The organism is Candidatus Pantoea symbiotica, assembly GCF_056491525.1.
This window is the reverse complement of record NZ_JBSZHR010000002.1, coordinates 476,815-492,636: the sequence shown is the minus strand read 5'-3', so window position 1 is coordinate 492,636 and position 15,822 is coordinate 476,815. Positions and strand designations below refer to the sequence as shown.

The 15,822-nt window shown below is 55.0% G+C and carries 13 protein-coding genes and 1 pseudogene; 1 reads left to right on the top strand and 13 read right to left on the bottom strand.

The window, feature by feature from the left end:
- Positions 1-47: 47 nt before the first annotated feature.
- The 13 genes and pseudogenes from murG to ilvI form a co-directional block, all read right to left on the bottom strand.
- A complete protein-coding gene (murG, locus tag ACXIZX_RS02850; protein WP_479403556.1) occupies positions 48-1,106 on the bottom strand; it encodes an undecaprenyldiphospho-muramoylpentapeptide beta-N-acetylglucosaminyltransferase in 1,059 nt (352 codons plus the stop codon).
- Positions 1,103-2,317, bottom strand: coding sequence for a cell division protein FtsW (ftsW, locus tag ACXIZX_RS02845; protein WP_008108611.1), 1,215 nt, complete (start codon positions 2,315-2,317; stop codon positions 1,103-1,105). Before ftsW ends, murG begins: the two co-directional genes overlap by 4 nt.
- A pseudogene (gene murD, locus ACXIZX_RS02840) lies at positions 2,317-3,634 on the bottom strand (UDP-N-acetylmuramoyl-L-alanine--D-glutamate ligase). Before murD ends, ftsW begins: the two are co-directional and overlap by 1 nt.
- A gap of 2 nt (positions 3,635-3,636) precedes the next feature.
- On the bottom strand, positions 3,637-4,719 hold the full coding sequence (gene mraY / locus ACXIZX_RS02835; RefSeq protein WP_008108613.1) for a phospho-N-acetylmuramoyl-pentapeptide-transferase: 1,083 nt from the start codon (positions 4,717-4,719) through the stop codon (positions 3,637-3,639).
- Entirely contained in the window at positions 4,713-6,074 is a 1,362-nt protein-coding gene (gene murF, locus ACXIZX_RS02830) for a UDP-N-acetylmuramoyl-tripeptide--D-alanyl-D-alanine ligase (protein ID WP_479403555.1), read from the bottom strand. Before murF ends, mraY begins: the two co-directional genes overlap by 7 nt.
- Entirely contained in the window at positions 6,071-7,558 is a 1,488-nt protein-coding gene (murE, locus tag ACXIZX_RS02825; protein WP_479403554.1) for a UDP-N-acetylmuramoyl-L-alanyl-D-glutamate--2,6-diaminopimelate ligase, read from the bottom strand. Before murE ends, murF begins: the two co-directional genes overlap by 4 nt.
- A complete protein-coding gene (locus tag ACXIZX_RS02820) occupies positions 7,545-9,311 on the bottom strand; it encodes a peptidoglycan glycosyltransferase FtsI (protein WP_008108616.1) in 1,767 nt (588 codons plus the stop codon). The genes murE and ACXIZX_RS02820 overlap by 14 nt, the downstream gene beginning before the upstream one ends.
- A 16-nt stretch (positions 9,312-9,327) precedes the next feature.
- Positions 9,328-9,648, bottom strand: a complete 321-nt coding sequence (gene ftsL, locus ACXIZX_RS02815) for a cell division protein FtsL (protein ID WP_008108617.1) — start codon at positions 9,646-9,648, stop codon at positions 9,328-9,330.
- On the bottom strand, positions 9,645-10,586 hold the full coding sequence (gene rsmH, locus ACXIZX_RS02810) for a 16S rRNA (cytosine(1402)-N(4))-methyltransferase RsmH (protein WP_008108618.1): 942 nt from the start codon (positions 10,584-10,586) through the stop codon (positions 9,645-9,647). Before rsmH ends, ftsL begins: the two co-directional genes overlap by 4 nt.
- 2 nt (positions 10,587-10,588) lie before the next feature.
- Entirely contained in the window at positions 10,589-11,047 is a 459-nt protein-coding gene (gene mraZ / locus ACXIZX_RS02805) for a division/cell wall cluster transcriptional repressor MraZ (protein ID WP_007885013.1), read from the bottom strand.
- A 492-nt stretch (positions 11,048-11,539) separates the two neighbouring features.
- Complete coding sequence (cra, locus tag ACXIZX_RS02800; protein ID WP_061718128.1) at positions 11,540-12,550, bottom strand: catabolite repressor/activator; 1,011 nt, start codon at positions 12,548-12,550, stop codon at positions 11,540-11,542.
- 197 nt (positions 12,551-12,747) lie between these two features.
- Positions 12,748-13,239, bottom strand: coding sequence for an acetolactate synthase small subunit (ilvN, locus tag ACXIZX_RS02795; RefSeq protein WP_007885011.1), 492 nt, complete (start codon positions 13,237-13,239; stop codon positions 12,748-12,750).
- A gap of 2 nt (positions 13,240-13,241) precedes the next feature.
- Positions 13,242-14,966, bottom strand: coding sequence for an acetolactate synthase 3 large subunit (gene ilvI, locus ACXIZX_RS02790; RefSeq protein ID WP_008108621.1), 1,725 nt, complete (start codon positions 14,964-14,966; stop codon positions 13,242-13,244).
- A 733-nt stretch (positions 14,967-15,699) separates the two neighbouring features.
- Here ilvI and leuL point away from each other — a divergent pair.
- Complete coding sequence (gene leuL / locus ACXIZX_RS02785; protein WP_099686952.1) at positions 15,700-15,783, top strand: leu operon leader peptide; 84 nt, start codon at positions 15,700-15,702, stop codon at positions 15,781-15,783.
- Positions 15,784-15,822 lie beyond the last annotated feature (39 nt).

Below are 15,822 nucleotides of genomic sequence, written 5' to 3'. Positions count from 1 at the left end.
CCGTTTGTACCTGCTAAAGGTACGGGCCAAATCAACTGGCCGATTAATTACTTCGCGACGCGCGCCACTTCATTTGCAACCCGCTCGGTTGCATCGGGAATAGCGACCTGACGGGCTTTTTCAGCCATCGCCAACAATGTGGTGCGATCCCAGTGACGCAGCGTGTCCGCTACCACAGCTGCGGTAAAGCGCGGCTGCTCGAAAATTTTGGCTGCGCCCGCTTTTTCCAGCGGCAACGCATTCCAGTACTGCTGACGATCTTTGTGCTGAAACGGCACGAAAATCGCCGGTAAACCTGCGGCGGCCACTTCGCTCACCGTCAATGCGCCCGAACGGCACACCACCACATCGGCCCAGGCGTAAGCTTCGGCCATGTCATCGATAAACTCGGTGACTTTGTGCTGCGGCTGGCCCGCTGCACGGTAGGCCTGCTGCACGGTTTCCAGTCCACCTTTGCCGGTTTGATGCCAAACCGTAATGGCTTCACCCAACTCTGCAGCCACTTGTGGCACGGTCTGGTTGAGGATACGCGCGCCCTGGCTGCCGCCGACCACCAGCACGCGAATCGGGCCGGATCGTGCGCTCAGACGTTCTGCCGGTAACGGCAGCGCTAACACATCGGTACGCACCGGATTGCCAACCACTTCAGCATTTGGAAACGCACCGGGAAACGCCTGCATCACTTTGGTGGCGATTTTCGCCAGCCACTTGTTGGTCAGTCCGGCAATACCGTTCTGCTCATGCAGCACCACCGGGATACCGCAGCTCCACGCGGCTAAACCGCCGGGCCCCGAAACGTATCCGCCCATGCCCAGCACCACATCCGGCTGCCAGCTCTTCATGATGCGACGCGCCTGGCGCCAGGCATTGAAGATGCGCACCGGTGCCAGCAACTGCGCTTTCACGCCTTTACCGCGTAAACCGCTGATGCGGATAAAATCAATTTCAATGCCGTGTTTCGGCACCAAATCCGCTTCCATTCGGTCAGCGGTTCCCAGCCAGCGAACATGCCAGCCTTGTTCCATCAGGTGATGGGCAACGGCCAGACCGGGGAATACGTGTCCGCCAGTACCGCCTGCCATGACCATCAGCCGTTTGCCACTCATCTAGCACCTCGGGTAAACGCCTGCGCTTTCGCCAGACGCGTTTCATAATCTATGCGCAATAAAAACACGATGGCGGTCGACATGATGATCAGACTCGAACCACCGTAACTGATCAGCGGCAATGTCAGACCTTTGGTCGGCAGCATGCCCGCTGCCGCACCGACGTTAACCAGCGCCTGGAAGCTAAACCACACGCCAATTGAGCAAGCGAGGAAGCCTGAAAAGCGCTGATCGATCTCCAGAGCACGGCGACCAATCGACATCGCGCGAAAAGCGACGAAGAATACCATCAACAGCGCTAAAACCACACCGACATAACCCAACTCTTCACCGATGATGGAGAAGATAAAGTCGGTATGTGCTTCTGGCAGATATTCCAGTTTCTGCACCGAGTTGCCTAAGCCCTGTCCCCAGAACTCACCGCGCCCAAACGCCATCAAAGATTGCGTCAGCTGGTAGCCGCTACCGAACGGATCTTCCCACGGGTTCCAGAAGGACGTTACACGGCGCATACGGTACGGTTCCGCGATGATCAGCAGCACCACGGCGAAAATGCCGGAGCCGATGATCGCCAGAAACTGCCACATTTTCGCCCCGGCGAGGAACAGCATCGCCAGCGTGGTAACAAACAGCACAACCACGGTACCGAGGTCTGGCTGCGCCAGCAGCAGCACGGCCAGCACCACCATCACGCCCATCGGCTTACAGAAGCCCCAGAAGTTGTTACGCACCTCTTCTACTTTGCGCACCAGATAGCTGGCGAGATAGCAGAACAGCGTCAACTTCGAGAGCTCAGCCGGCTGAATACGCAGCGGGCCAAGGGCAATCCAGCGCGATGCACCGTTCACCGAGCTACCGACCACCAACACGATCAGCAGCATCACCACTGAAACCATCAGCATCACGTTGCTGTAGCGCTGCCAGAAATCCATCGGGATACGCAAGGTCACCAGCGCCATGCCGAAGGCCAAAGCGATATAGAACGCATCACGCTTGGCAAAGTAGAACGGATCTTCGTTCAGACGTTGGCCAACCGGCATCGACGCCGACGTCACCATCACAAAACCGATCAGCGCCAGACCAAAGGTCAGCCACAGCAGCGTGCGGTCATACAGCACCACCGGCGCATCATCATTGTCGCGCGCGCCCATCACCCAATCGCGCAGGCGCACTGACAGATAATTGGCGATACCGGCTCCAGGAATGCGCATCAGCTCAACTCCTTCGCCAGTTGCGCGAACTGATCGCCGCGCTGTTCAAAATTACGGAACTGATCGAGGCTGGCGCAGGCCGGTGATAACAGCACCATATCGCCCGCTTTTACCTGTGCGGCAATTTGCGTCATCGCTTGCTGCATGGTTTCTGTGCGCGTGGCAATCTCCGGACGCAGTGCCGCTAAGGCATCGCCATCGCGACCAAAACAGAACAGCTTCACGTTGTCGCCTTGCAGATAGCGCGTCAGCGGGCTGAAATCAGCCGATTTGCCGTCGCCGCCCAGCAGCAACCACAAAGTGCCTTTTACCTGTAGGCCGTTAAGCGCCGCTTCGGTGCTGCCAACGTTGGTGGCTTTGGAGTCGTTGATCCAACGCACGCCATTGGCTTCATGCACCAGCTGGAAGCGGTGCGCCAGGCCGGTAAAGGTGGTTAAGGCTTTCAGGCTGGAAGCGCGCGGGATGTTCACCGCATCGGCTAATGCCAGCGCTGCCAGCGCGTTGGTGTAATTGTGTTGACCTACCAGGGTCATCTCATCGGTGTTCAGGACTTTCTCGCCCTTCGCTCGCAGCCAGGTGCTGCCTTGCTGCTGATTAAGATGATAATCGCCAAGGTTGATGCCGAAGCTCACGCAGCGCTGATCAACACCGCGTACCGGCATGGTCATGCCATCGTCGGCATTCACTACGCAGACGCTGGCGTTTTCGTAAATGCGCAGCTTGGCGGCACGATATTGCTGCATGCCCAGCGGGTAGCGATCCATATGATCCTCGGTGAGATTAAGGATCGTCGCGGCGGCCGCTTTCAAACTGTGCGTGGTTTCCAGCTGAAAGCTGGAGAGCTCGAGTACATAAAGCTGTGCTGGCGATTTCAGCAGTGTTAGCGCCGGCAAACCGATGTTGCCGCCCACGCCTACCTGCCAACCTGCGGCACGCGCCATTTCACCTACCAGCGTCGTCACGGTGCTTTTGCCGTTCGAACCGGTAATCGCCACAATCGGTGCCTGCGCTTCACGGCAGAACAACTCGATATCGCCGATGATTTCAATCCCGGCATCGGCGGCTTCGCTCAATGCAGGATGCGCCAGCGCGATGCCTGGGCTAGCGATAATCAGATCGGACGCCAGCAGCCAATCGCTATTAATACCGCCAACATAGCGCTCCACCGAGGCTGGCAGTTTGTCCAGCCCCGGCGGCGAGACACGGGTATCCATCACGCGTGGCGTTACGCCTTGCGCGAGGAAGAAATCAACACAGGAGAGGCCAGTAATGCCTAATCCAATGATGACGACTTTTTCTGCCCCGATAGTCAGCCATGATTAACGTACCTTCAGCGTTGCCAGGCCAATCAGCACCAGCATCAGCGAAATAATCCAGAAGCGCACGATGACGCGCGGCTCCGGCCAGCCTTTCAATTCATAGTGATGGTGAATCGGCGCCATGCGGAAAATGCGTTGACCGCGCAGCTTGAACGATCCTACCTGCAGAATCACCGACAGCGTTTCGACCACAAACACACCGCCCATGATTAACAGCAAGAATTCCTGACGCAGCAGCACGGCGATAGTGCCGAGCGCGCCGCCCAACGCCAGTGAGCCGACATCGCCCATGAACACTTGCGCTGGGTAGGTGTTGAACCACAAAAATCCGAGTCCGGCTCCGACAATCGCGGTGCAGACAATCACCAATTCACCCGCGTGCCGTAAATAAGGAATGTGCAGATATTCGGCAAACTTGACGTTACCGGTCGCCCACGCAACCAGCGCAAAGCCAGCTGCCACGAACACCGTTGGCATGATGGCTAAGCCATCAAGGCCGTCCGTTAAGTTAACCGCGTTGCCGGTACCGACAATCACGAAGTAAGCCAGCACCACGTAGAAGAGGCCCAGCTGCGGCATGATGTCTTTGAAGAACGGCACCACCAGCTGCGTCGCAGGCGTATCTTTACCGGCGATAAACAGCGCGAATGCAACGGCCAGCGAAATCACCGACATCCAGAAGTATTTCCAGCGCGCGATCAGCCCTTTAGTGTCTTTGCGCACCACTTTGCGATAGTCATCCACAAAGCCGATGATGCCAAAACCAACTAGTACCACCAGCACGCACCAGACATATGGATTAGACGGATAGGCCCACATCAGCACCGAGATGGTGATGGAGGTGAGGATCATCACGCCGCCCATGGTTGGCGTGCCACGCTTGCTGAAGTGTGATTCTGGACCGTCGTTACGCACCACCTGGCCGATCTGCAGTTTCTGCAGCCAGGCAATCAGGCGCGGACCCATCCACAGAGAAATGAACAAGGCGGTCAGCAGGCTGACAATGGCGCGAAACGTCAGATACGAGAAGACGTTAAAGCCGGAATAAAATGCGACCAGATGTTCGGCCAGCCAGACTAGCATGTTCCTTTCTCCTGTAAGCTCTGTACTACCTGCTCCATGGCGGCACTACGTGAACCTTTAACCAAAATAGTGATGTCCTGATGTTCGGACAGCAATGTGCGTAAACGTTCAGTCAGCGCGGTTTTAGTGGCGAAATGCTCGCCTTTGCCGCTGCTTTCGCCAATCAACTGGCTCAGAGTTCCGGTGCTCAGCACGCAATCAATGCCTGCTGCTTTGGCCGCATCGCCCACCTGGCGATGACACAGTTCGGCTTCATCGCCCAGCTCAGCCATATCGCCCACCACCATCACGCGGTAACCCGGCATATCGCCCAGCACCTGCGCGGCAGCCGTCATAGAACCGACGTTGGCGTTGTAGCTGTCATCCAGCAACAGTTGATTGGCCGCCAGACGAATCGGGAACAGTCGACCAGGAACAGGCTGCAAGGTTTTGAGGCCCGCCTGAATCGCCGTTAGCGGGGCATCTACTGACAATGCCAGCGCTGCAGCGGCTAACGCATTTGCGATGTTATGACGGCCTGGCAGCGGCAACTCCACGGCGATATCACCGCGTGGCGTATGCAGCGTGAACAGCGTGGCATCGGCACGCAGCACGATTTCACTGGCACGGAACTCTGCATCAGCCATCGGCTGCGGCGAGAAACGCCACAGGGTTTTATCCACAAACTGTGATTGCCAGTTGACCAGATCGTTGCTGTCAGCGTTGACGATCGCAGTACCGTGTACCGGCAAGCCGCCAAAAATTTCGCCTTTAGCTTTCGCCACACCGGCCAGTGAACCAAAGCCTTCCAGATGAGCGGCGGCCAGATTATTTACCAACGCGGTTTCCGGACGCACCAGATCGGTGGTATAAGCAATTTCGCCTTGATGATTAGCGCCTAACTCAATCACTGCGTAAGCATGTTCTTTGGTGAGACGCAGCAACGTCATCGGCACGCCGAAGTCATTGTTCAGGTTGCCTGCGGTGTAAAGCGTTTCACCACACTGACGCAGAATCGCGGCGGTCATCTCTTTGACCGAGGTTTTGCCGGATGAACCAGTCAGCGCAACCACGCGCGCTTTCGCCTGTTGGCGTACCCACGCAGCGAGTTGCCCGAAAGCAATGCGCGTATCAGCAACAACCACCTGCGGTACAGAAACCTTCAGCAGCTTACTTACCAGCAGCGCCTGCGCGCCGTTAGCAATGGCATCATTAGCGAAATCGTGAGCATCAAAACGTTCACCCACCAGCGCCACAAAAAGGCTGCCGGCGGTGACTTTACGTGTATCGGTGGTGACATCGGCAATGGTTAAGTCCGCGCCGTGCAGTTGACCGCCGCTGATTTCGGCCAGTGTGTTGAGAGAAACGGGAATCATGCCATCACCCCCAACAAACGGGCGACGGTGTCGCGATCGGAGTAATCCAGACGACGGTTACCAATAATTTGATAATCTTCGTGGCCTTTTCCAGCCACCAATACGATGTCATCGGCGCCGGCTTGCATCAGAGCGTTGGTGACCGCCTGCGCACGACCGGAAACCACGCGCGCGCGGCCCGGATCGAGCAAGCCGGTGAGAATGTCATTCACAATCGCCATCGGCTCTTCGCTACGCGGATTATCGTCGGTGATCACCACGATGTCGGAGAACTGCTCAGCAATCGCGCCCATCAGCGGACGTTTGCCTTTGTCACGATCGCCACCGCAGCCAAACACGCACCACAGCTGGCCTTTACAGTGCAGACGCGCCGCTTCAAGCGCTTTTTCCAGCGCATCTGGCGTGTGAGCGTAATCGACAACCACGGTAGGTTTTTCTGGCGCAGTAAACACTTCCATACGCCCGCACACCGGCTGCAGCTGCGGTGCAGTGGCAACCAGCGCATCAAGCGGATACTCCAGCGCCAGCAGCGTAGCCAACGCCAGCAACAAGTTGCTCACGTTGAAAGCACCCATCAGGCGGCTATCGAACTCGCCGTTGCCCCAGCTGGAGCTGAACTGGATATGTGCACCGCCATCGTGATAATCCACCGCCGTGGCTTTGAGCCAGCGGCCATGACAGCCTGATTGCAGATTGTCTTCCATGGTGACCGCTACTGCATCTGGCAGTTTTGCCAGCCAGCGACGGCCCACTTCATCATCAGCATTGATGATGGCTTCAGCGACCTGATGCTCAGAGAACAGTAACCATTTAGCGGATTCATAGCTCTGCATATCACCATGATAATCAAGGTGATCTCGGCTCAGGTTAGTAAACACTGCGGCCGCAAACGGCAAGGCTGCAACACGATGCTGCACCAAACCGTGTGAGGAGACTTCCATCGCCGTTAGGGTTGCTCCCTGCACGACTAAATCATTCAGAACGTGCTGCACGTCCACCGCAGAACCGGTGGTGTTTTCGGTTGCCACCAGTTGACCGTAAAGGCCGTTGCCGACGGTGCCCATCACGGCGCCGGTTTCACCCAGCAAATTGGCCCATTGCGCCATCAGTTGCGTGGTAGTGGTTTTACCGTTGGTGCCGGTGACACCAATTAATTTCAGTTTGCTTGCAGGCTGCTGATAAAAGCGCCCGGCCAGGGCAGAGAGACGCTGCTGCAACTGCGCCAGATAGATAACCGGGACGCCATGCATCTCACGGATATCTCCATCGCTGGCTTCACCTTCGGCTTCGGCAATCACTGCCGCTACGCCTTGTGCAATGGCCTGCGGAATAAAACGACGTCCATCAGCATGATGGCCCGCCACGGCGATAAACAGATCGCCAGAAGCCGCAGCGCGGCTATCTAGTGTCATGTCACGGAGTGGACGCGCCGGCGCACCCGGCACCCACGGGGCCAGTAAGTCGCGCAGGTTACGATCTGTCACTTGATTCCTCACTTCTATTCTTCACCAACTCGTTCTTATCAACTGTCGGCAGCGCATCAGGTTCGATATTCATGGTACGCAACACGCCGCCCATGATGGCGCCAAACACCGGTGCTGAAACCGCACCACCATAATATTTACCGGCCTGGGGATCGTTAATCACCACCACCAGCGCAAAACGAGGACGGCTGGCAGGCGCAACGCCTGCGGTATAAGCAATGTATTTGTTGACGTAACGTCCATCCGGTCCAACCTTCTTGGCGGTACCGGTTTTGATGGCAATGCGATAGCCCTTGATGGCGGCTTTAACCCCACCGCCGCCAGGCAACGCAACGCTTTCCATCATGTGCATCACCGTTTTCACCAGGTCTTCCTGGAAAACGCGTTCACCCGCTACCGGCGGGTCAACTTTGGTGATCGACAGCGGGCGATTGATGCCGTAGCTGCCAATGGTTGCGTAGACTCGCGCTAACTGTAACGGCGTTACCATTAGCCCGTAGCCGAAAGAGAAGGTGGCCCTCTCTATGTCAGACCACCGTTGTTTTTGAGGGTATAAGCCACTACTTTCCCCGACCAGCCCCAAATTGGTCGGTTTACCCAGCCCAAAGCGCGCGTAAGTATCTACGAGTGCTGAGGAGGGCATCGCTAACGCCAAACGTGAAACCCCGACGTTACTCGACTTCTGTAAAACCCCGGTAAGGGTCAATTCGTTGTAGCGCGCCACGTCTTTGATCTCATGACCATTGACGCGGTACGGCACAGTGTTCAGTACGCTGTTCTCTTTCACCACACCGCGCTGTAAAGCCGTCATCACCACCATCGGTTTCACGGTGGAACCTGGCTCGAAGATGTCGGTAATAGCGCGGTTACGCATCACGTCTTTCGGCGTATTGCTGAGATTATTCGGGTTGTAAGCGGGGCTGTTCGCCATCGCCAGCACTTCGCCGGTGTTCACATCCACCAGCACGGCGGTGCCTGATTCGGCTTTGTTGAACGCTACGGCGTTGTTCAGTTCGCGATACACCAGCGCCTGCAGACGTTCATCAATGCTCAACGTGAGGTTGTGCGCGGCGCGGCTGTCTACCGAGGAGATATCTTCAATGACGCGGCCGTTGCGGTCTTTACGCACCGTACGTTCGCCCGGTGCGCCAGTCAGCCATTTGTCGAAGCTCTTTTCTATGCCTTCGATGCCCTGACCATCAATGTTGGTGAAACCAATCAGGTGTGCGGTAACCTGGCCCGCCGGATAGTAGCGGCGCGACTCTTCACGCAGATAGATGCCCGGCAGCTTAAGCTTTTTCACGTACTCGCCAATCGCCGGATTTACCTGGCGTGCCAGATAGACAAAGCGCCCTTTCGGGTTGGCGTTGATGCGTGCAGCGAGTTGATCAAGAGGAATCGATAACGCATCAGACAGCGCTTTCCAGCGGCTATCCAGCGAGACGCCACCGTGTTCAGTCAGCTCTTTCGGATCGGCCCAGATCGCATTTACCGGCACGCTCACCGCCAGTGGACGACCGGCACGATCGCTGATCATGCCGCGCGCGGTTGGCACCGATTGCACGCGCAGCGAACGCAAATCGCCCTCTTTCACCAGCTTGTCAGGGTTGATCACCTGCAGCCATGCTACGCGCGACAGCAGTCCGCCCAGCGCCAGTAAAATGCACCCGCACAGTAACGCAAAGCGCCAGCTTACAAAGCTGGCCTTATCTTCTTGTTTTTTTAACTTCAGCGTTTTGCCTGCGCCACTCATTGAGTTCTGCGATTCCTTATTTCTGCACCACAATATTTTCCTGCGAAGGATCAACATGCTGCATTTGCAGTTTATCGGTTGCTATCCGCTCTACGCGGCTGTGATCGCCCAGTGCGTTCTCTTCAAGAATCAGGTTGCGCCATTCGATATCGAGCGCATCACGCTCCAGCACCAGCTGTTCACGCTGCGCCGTTAACAGGCGCGTCTTGTGCGTGGTGGTCACGACGATCACCGAAGACACCAGCACTGCTATGAGCAGCAACAGCGGGATCTTGCCAAATCGCAGCAGGTCTCCACCGATAACACCGGGTAAGCTGTGGCGCTCGTTGCCAATCATGACGCCGTTCGCTCCGCGATACGTAATACCGAACTGCGCGCACGTGGGTTTTCGTTCACTTCAGCTTCACCAGGAATCAGCTTGCCCAGCGTTTTCAGTTCACGTCCGCCTAAAGCTTTGAGCTGCGACTCGGTCATCGGAATGCCTGCTGGCACCTGCGGACCGCGGCTCTGATCGCGCATAAAGCGCTTCACTAAGCGATCTTCCAGTGAGTGGAAGCTGATGATCGACAACCTGCCGCCTGGCGCGAGAACCGATAATGCCCCTTTCAGCGCGGTATCGATCTCTTCCAGCTCACTGTTGATCCAGATACGAATCGCCTGAAAAGTACGCGTTGCCGGATGCTTAAATTTGTCTTTGACGGGCATCGCGGCGGCAATCACCGTTGCCAGCTCTTTAGTGCGCGTCATCGGCTGTTCACGGTTGCGCTCAACGATGGCACGCGCAATACGTTTACCGAAACGCTCCTCACCGTAGGTTTTGATCACGAAAGCGATATCTGCCTCTTCCGCGCTCATCAGCCATTCAGCGGCTGATTGCCCGCGCGTTGGGTCCATACGCATATCCAGCGGCCCATCACGCATGAAGGAAAAACCGCGCTCGGCATCATCCAATTGCGGTGAAGAGACGCCCAGATCGAGTAGAACGCCATCGATCTTGCCAGTCAGCCCGCGCTCTTCGACGTATTCCGCTAATGCCGAAAACGGTCCGTGCACGATCGAAAAACGCGGATCGTTTATCTCAGCGGCTGCGGCTATCGCTTGCGGATCGCGATCAATCGCTATCAGTTGCCCTTTCTCGCCAAGCTGAGAAAGGATTAAGCGCGAGTGACCGCCGCGACCAAAAGTGCCATCGATATAAATGCCGTCTTCCCTGATATTGAGGCCGTTTACCGCCTCATCCAGCAGCACTGTGGTGTGTTTGAAATTTTCCTGCATAGCTATAGCGACAAGTCCTGCAACCGCTCAGATAAAGGCTCCTGAGCCGACTGTTCTGTGTCAATATCATCCTTAACTTGTTGATACCAGGTCTGTTCATCCCACAGCTCAAACTTGTTGAACTGTCCAACCAGCATCACTTCTTTGGTCAGGCCGGCGTGTTGGCGTAACGTGTTCGCCAACAACAAACGACCCGCATTATCCATCTGGCATTCACTGGCATGTCCTAACAGCAGTCGCTGTACGCGACGCTCGGCTGGATTCATGCTGGATAAGCGAGACAGCTTTTTCTCAATTATTTCCCATTCGGGCAGGGTATAAAGCAGCAGGCATGGCTGGTGGAGGTCAATGGTGCATACCATTTGCCCCTGAGACTCTGCGACAAGCAATTCACGATAGCGCGTTGGTACTGCTAATCGTCCTTTGCTGTCGAGATTGACTAACGTTGCTCCACGGAACATGCCAGCCTTACCCCTCAATCACCCGTTTTCACCACTTTATCCCACTTTTTACCACGAAACGAGTTTACGGAGCCGATGAAATCCTTGTCAAGCCGCAACGGCAAGTGAATATCACTATTTACATCGGGTGAAATTAATCAGTGAGGGAATTAATCGACATGGATTCGCAAAATAAAAAATTAACCTGATGAATAATTGAATAAAAATTTTCGCACATTGTAAAATGGCGAAAAATAAAGCGCTTTTACGCGGAATTATATTTGCCCTGCAATCTGCGACGACGGCGGCATTTTAGGGGATTTCTGAAAGGAAGCCCAGCATCATCGCGCCAGCTCTGCTACGCCTCGCTGCTGGAGATGTAAACAATTAAGAAAAGTCAGCAAGGTTAAATTGTTAGCTGGATTGGCGATTATTTACGCTTATTTACGCCGGAAGGTTCGCAGGAAATATCTGCAGGTTAAATTAACGCTGGGCAGCGAACTGCCCAACATTTCATTTAGCGCGGCGGCTTAATTGTCCGCGGCGGAATAAATTACGACGAATGCGGGTTAAACCCGGTTTCGGTTTACGCGGTTCATCCAGCGAGGCCAAAACCAGTTCCAGCACGCGCTCAGCCACGTCGCGATGACGCTGCCCCACCGCCAGTACCGGACATTCGAGGAAATCCAGCAATTCGTGGTCGCCAAAGGTGGCAATTGCCAGATCGGTTGGCAGGCGGCCATCACGCTTCAACGTAACGTCCATTACGCCCTGCAGCAGCCCAAACGACGTGGTGAACAGCGCTTCTGGCATCGGATGATCTTCGAGGTACTTCTCAAACAGCGTGGCAGCGGCGGCACGATCGAAGCTGTTGCAATAGATGTAATCAATGGGCCGTTCGTCGTCTTTCCACGCATCGCGGAAGCCGAGTTCACGCAGGAAACTCACCGACAATTCCGGCAGCGCCCCAAGGAACAGCACGTTTTTCACCGGTAGCTGACGCAATTCAGCCGCCAGCGCCTGCGCATCATCCTGATCGGCACCGACTACGCTGGTAAAGTGTTCACGATCCAGCGCGCGGTCCAGCGCGATAATCGGTAAAGGATCGTTGATCCAACGCTGATAGAACGGATGCTCTGGCGGCAGAGAAGTTGAAACTATGATGGCATCAACCTGACGCTGTAACAGATGCTCGATGCAGCGCATTTCGTTGTCCGGCTGATCTTCCGAGCAGGCAATCAAAAGCTGATAACCGCGCTGACGCGCCTGACGTTCCAGATAGTTGGCAATGCGCGTGTAACTGGTGTTTTCCAAATCAGGGATCACCAGACCAATTGAACGCGTGCGTCCGGCACGCAGCCCAGCCGCGACGGCATTCGGGTGATAGTTGTGTTCACGCACCACCGCCATCACTTTCTCGACGGTTTTTTCGCTGACACGATACTGCCGCGCTTTGCCATTGATTACATAGCTGGCCGTGGTGCGCGACACGCCTGCCAGGCGCGCAATTTCATCCAGTTTCACGGTGACACCTTAATTCTGATAAGCCAGCGCTGGCGAAAATATCCGCAGAGTAGCTATGGGTAAAACATTTGTAACATCTAACCGCAGAACACTACGCCGAGCAACCGCTTTTCTCTCGCATCCTGGATAAGCGCATAAAATAAAAAAACCCGGCATTTCGCCGGGTTAGAATCAGATGAAATCGTTACTTAAGGTGATTAACGCATTACGCGATCGCCGCGCGATACACCCACGATTCCTGAACGAGCCACTTCAACAATTTCTGCTACGTCGCGAACGGTGTTAAGAAACGCGTCGAGTTTATCGCTGGTGCCTGCCAGCTGAACCGTGTAAAGCGTTGGCGTGACATCGATAATCTGACCACGGAAAATTTCCGCGCTGCGCTTCACTTCTTCACGGCCGTAACCGCTGGCCTGGATTTTCACCAGCATGATTTCACGCTCAACGTAAGCGCCCTGCCCCAGCTCGCTGACACGTAACACGTCCACCAGCTTGTGCAGCTGCTTCTCGATCTGCTCCAGCACTTTCGCGTCACCAACCGTTTGAATCGTCATGCGTGATAAGGTCGGATCATCGGTTGGCGCGACAGTAAGGCTTTCGATGTTGTAACCACGTTGAGAGAACAGTCCCACTACTCGGGACAATGCGCCGGATTCGTTTTCCAGCAGAACTGATAAAATACGACGCATAATTAAGTCCTCTCCGTTTTGCTCAACCACATCTCATCCATAGAACCACCACGAATTTGCATCGGGTAAACGTGCTCGCTGCCGTCAATATTCACATCCACAAACACCAGACGGCCTTTCGCCAGCGTATCCAGTGCCAGCTGCAGCTTCTCTTCCAGCTCCGCAGGATGCGCAATGGAAATGCCCACATGACCATAAGCTTCGGCCAGACGCACGAAGTCAGGCAGTGATTGCATGTAAGACTGCGAGTGGCGACCAGAGTAAATCATGTCCTGCCACTGCTTAACCATGCCGAGGAAGCCGTTGTTGAGGTTCAATACCAGCACTGGCAAATCGTACTGCAGCGCGGTCGACAGTTCCTGAATGTTCATCTGGATACTGCCATCGCCGGTCACGCAGATAACCGTTTCATCCGGCAGCGCCATCTTCACGCCCAGCGCAGCAGGCAAGCCGAAGCCCATGGTGCCCAAGCCACCGGAGTTGATCCAGCGACGCGGCTTGTCGAACTGGTAATAAAGTGCGGCAAACATCTGATGCTGACCGACGTCAGAGGTGACGTAAGCTTCGCCTTTGGTCAAACGACAGATGGTTTCGATGACAGCCTGCGGCTTGATTTTGTCACTGGTGCGATCGAATTCCAGACACTTGCGGCCACGCCAGCCTTCAATGGTCTGCCACCAGTCGCGCAGGCTATCGAGTTCCTGCTTCGCATCGCTTTGCGCCAGCAGCTCTAACATCTGCGCCAGCGTCTGCTTCGCATCGCCGACAATCGGAATGTCCGCGCTGACGGTTTTGGAGATCGACGTTGGATCGACATCGATATGCATAATGGTGGCGTTCGGGCAGTACTTCGCCAGATTGTTGGTGGTGCGGTCGTCAAAACGCACGCCAATACCGAAAATCAGATCGGCGTTGTGCATGGTCATGTTGGCTTCGTAAGTGCCGTGCATACCCAGCATGCCAATGCACTGGCGATGGGTGCCAGGGAACACGCCCAGGCCCATCAGCGAGGTTGTCACCGGAATATTCAGTTGCTCAGCCAGCTGCAACAATTCTGCTTCGCAGCCCGACATAATCGCCCCGCCGCCGGCGTAAATCACCGGCTTGTGTGCTGCCAGTAACGTTTGCAGCGCGCGCTTGATCTGTCCTTTATGGCCCTGAATGGTCGGATTGTAAGAGCGCATGCTCACCGTTTCCGGCCAGACGTACGGCAGTTTGTTGGCTGGGTTCAGGATATCTTTTGGCAGATCGATAACCACCGGCCCCGGACGACCGCTGGCTGCCAGCCAGAAGGCCTTTTTCAGCACGGTTGGGATCTCTTCGGCGTTTTTCACCAGGAAGCTGTGCTTCACCACCGGACGGGAGATGCCGACCATGTCGCACTCCTGGAACGCATCGTAACCAATCAGTGACGAAGGCACCTGACCCGACAGAATCACCATCGGGATCGAATCCATATAGGCGGTTGCAATACCGGTAATCGCGTTGGTGGCGCCCGGACCGGAAGTCACTAGCACCACGCCCACTTCACCGGTCGCACGCGCAAGGCCATCGGCCATGTGTACCGCGCCTTGTTCATGACGGACCAATACGTGGTCAATACCACCGACCGTTTGCAGCGCATCGTAAATATCGAGCACCGCTCCGCCCGGATAACCGAATACCTGCTTAACGCCCTGATCGATTAACGAACGGACGACCATTTCGGCTCCTGACAACATCTCCATTTTCTGCCTCCAGGCTTGAGGGACTGAATCCACTGACGTTCGCGTTTCCCGCACGCCACTGATATCCGGCCCCCGATCGCCAATTAAGATCAAAACCTTATGTTTATGCTCAGAAGGCGGCGTTCTGTCCGCCTTCCAGGTACAGGGAATCTACTTGAGTTAATTCTTTTAAGAGTAGGTCGATTACCATAACCGCAGACAACCCGACCTGCAAACGCCAGGACGCCACGTCGCGCCCAATCCGGCAATAAAGGCACTGATGCGTGATTATTGCCTGCGAGGATTAAACTAATGCTTTGTCATAACCACAGAGGAAAATGCTGGTTTAGAGATTATTTGCAGCGTGTTCTAAGAAATATGATTTTCATATTGCCTGACCACTCAGTCCACAATCTTTTGTGATAATTACTTTCTGGCGTGATTAGCTATAAAACGGCCTGTTCACATCATATTGTTCTTAACAACAAGCCTAATCTTGTTTTACCAGCAATGTGCATTGTTGACATAAGGCAATAATTATCAATCAGTTAAAATAAATTCTATTTTCTAAACGATTTTTTAAATGGAGGGACTCACCTATCCTGTTACTAATTAATGCCATTGCTCTGCGCAGCTGAAAAATCACAGCACATCTCCCTTCTTACCTCACAGAAATACCCTTGCACTTAAGGTTGACTTCACACGTCAATTCCAGTACCAATATGTGCATCCAAAAATTTACGAGGTTTGAATCATGTTTCATTCTTTCCGCCTACTCGGTCTACTACTAAACGCATCCAGTTTGCGCGGTAGACTCGTGGGCGGAATCAATAACTGATTCGAACCTGCTGAAGTTTAAGAAACCCGCGCCAATGCG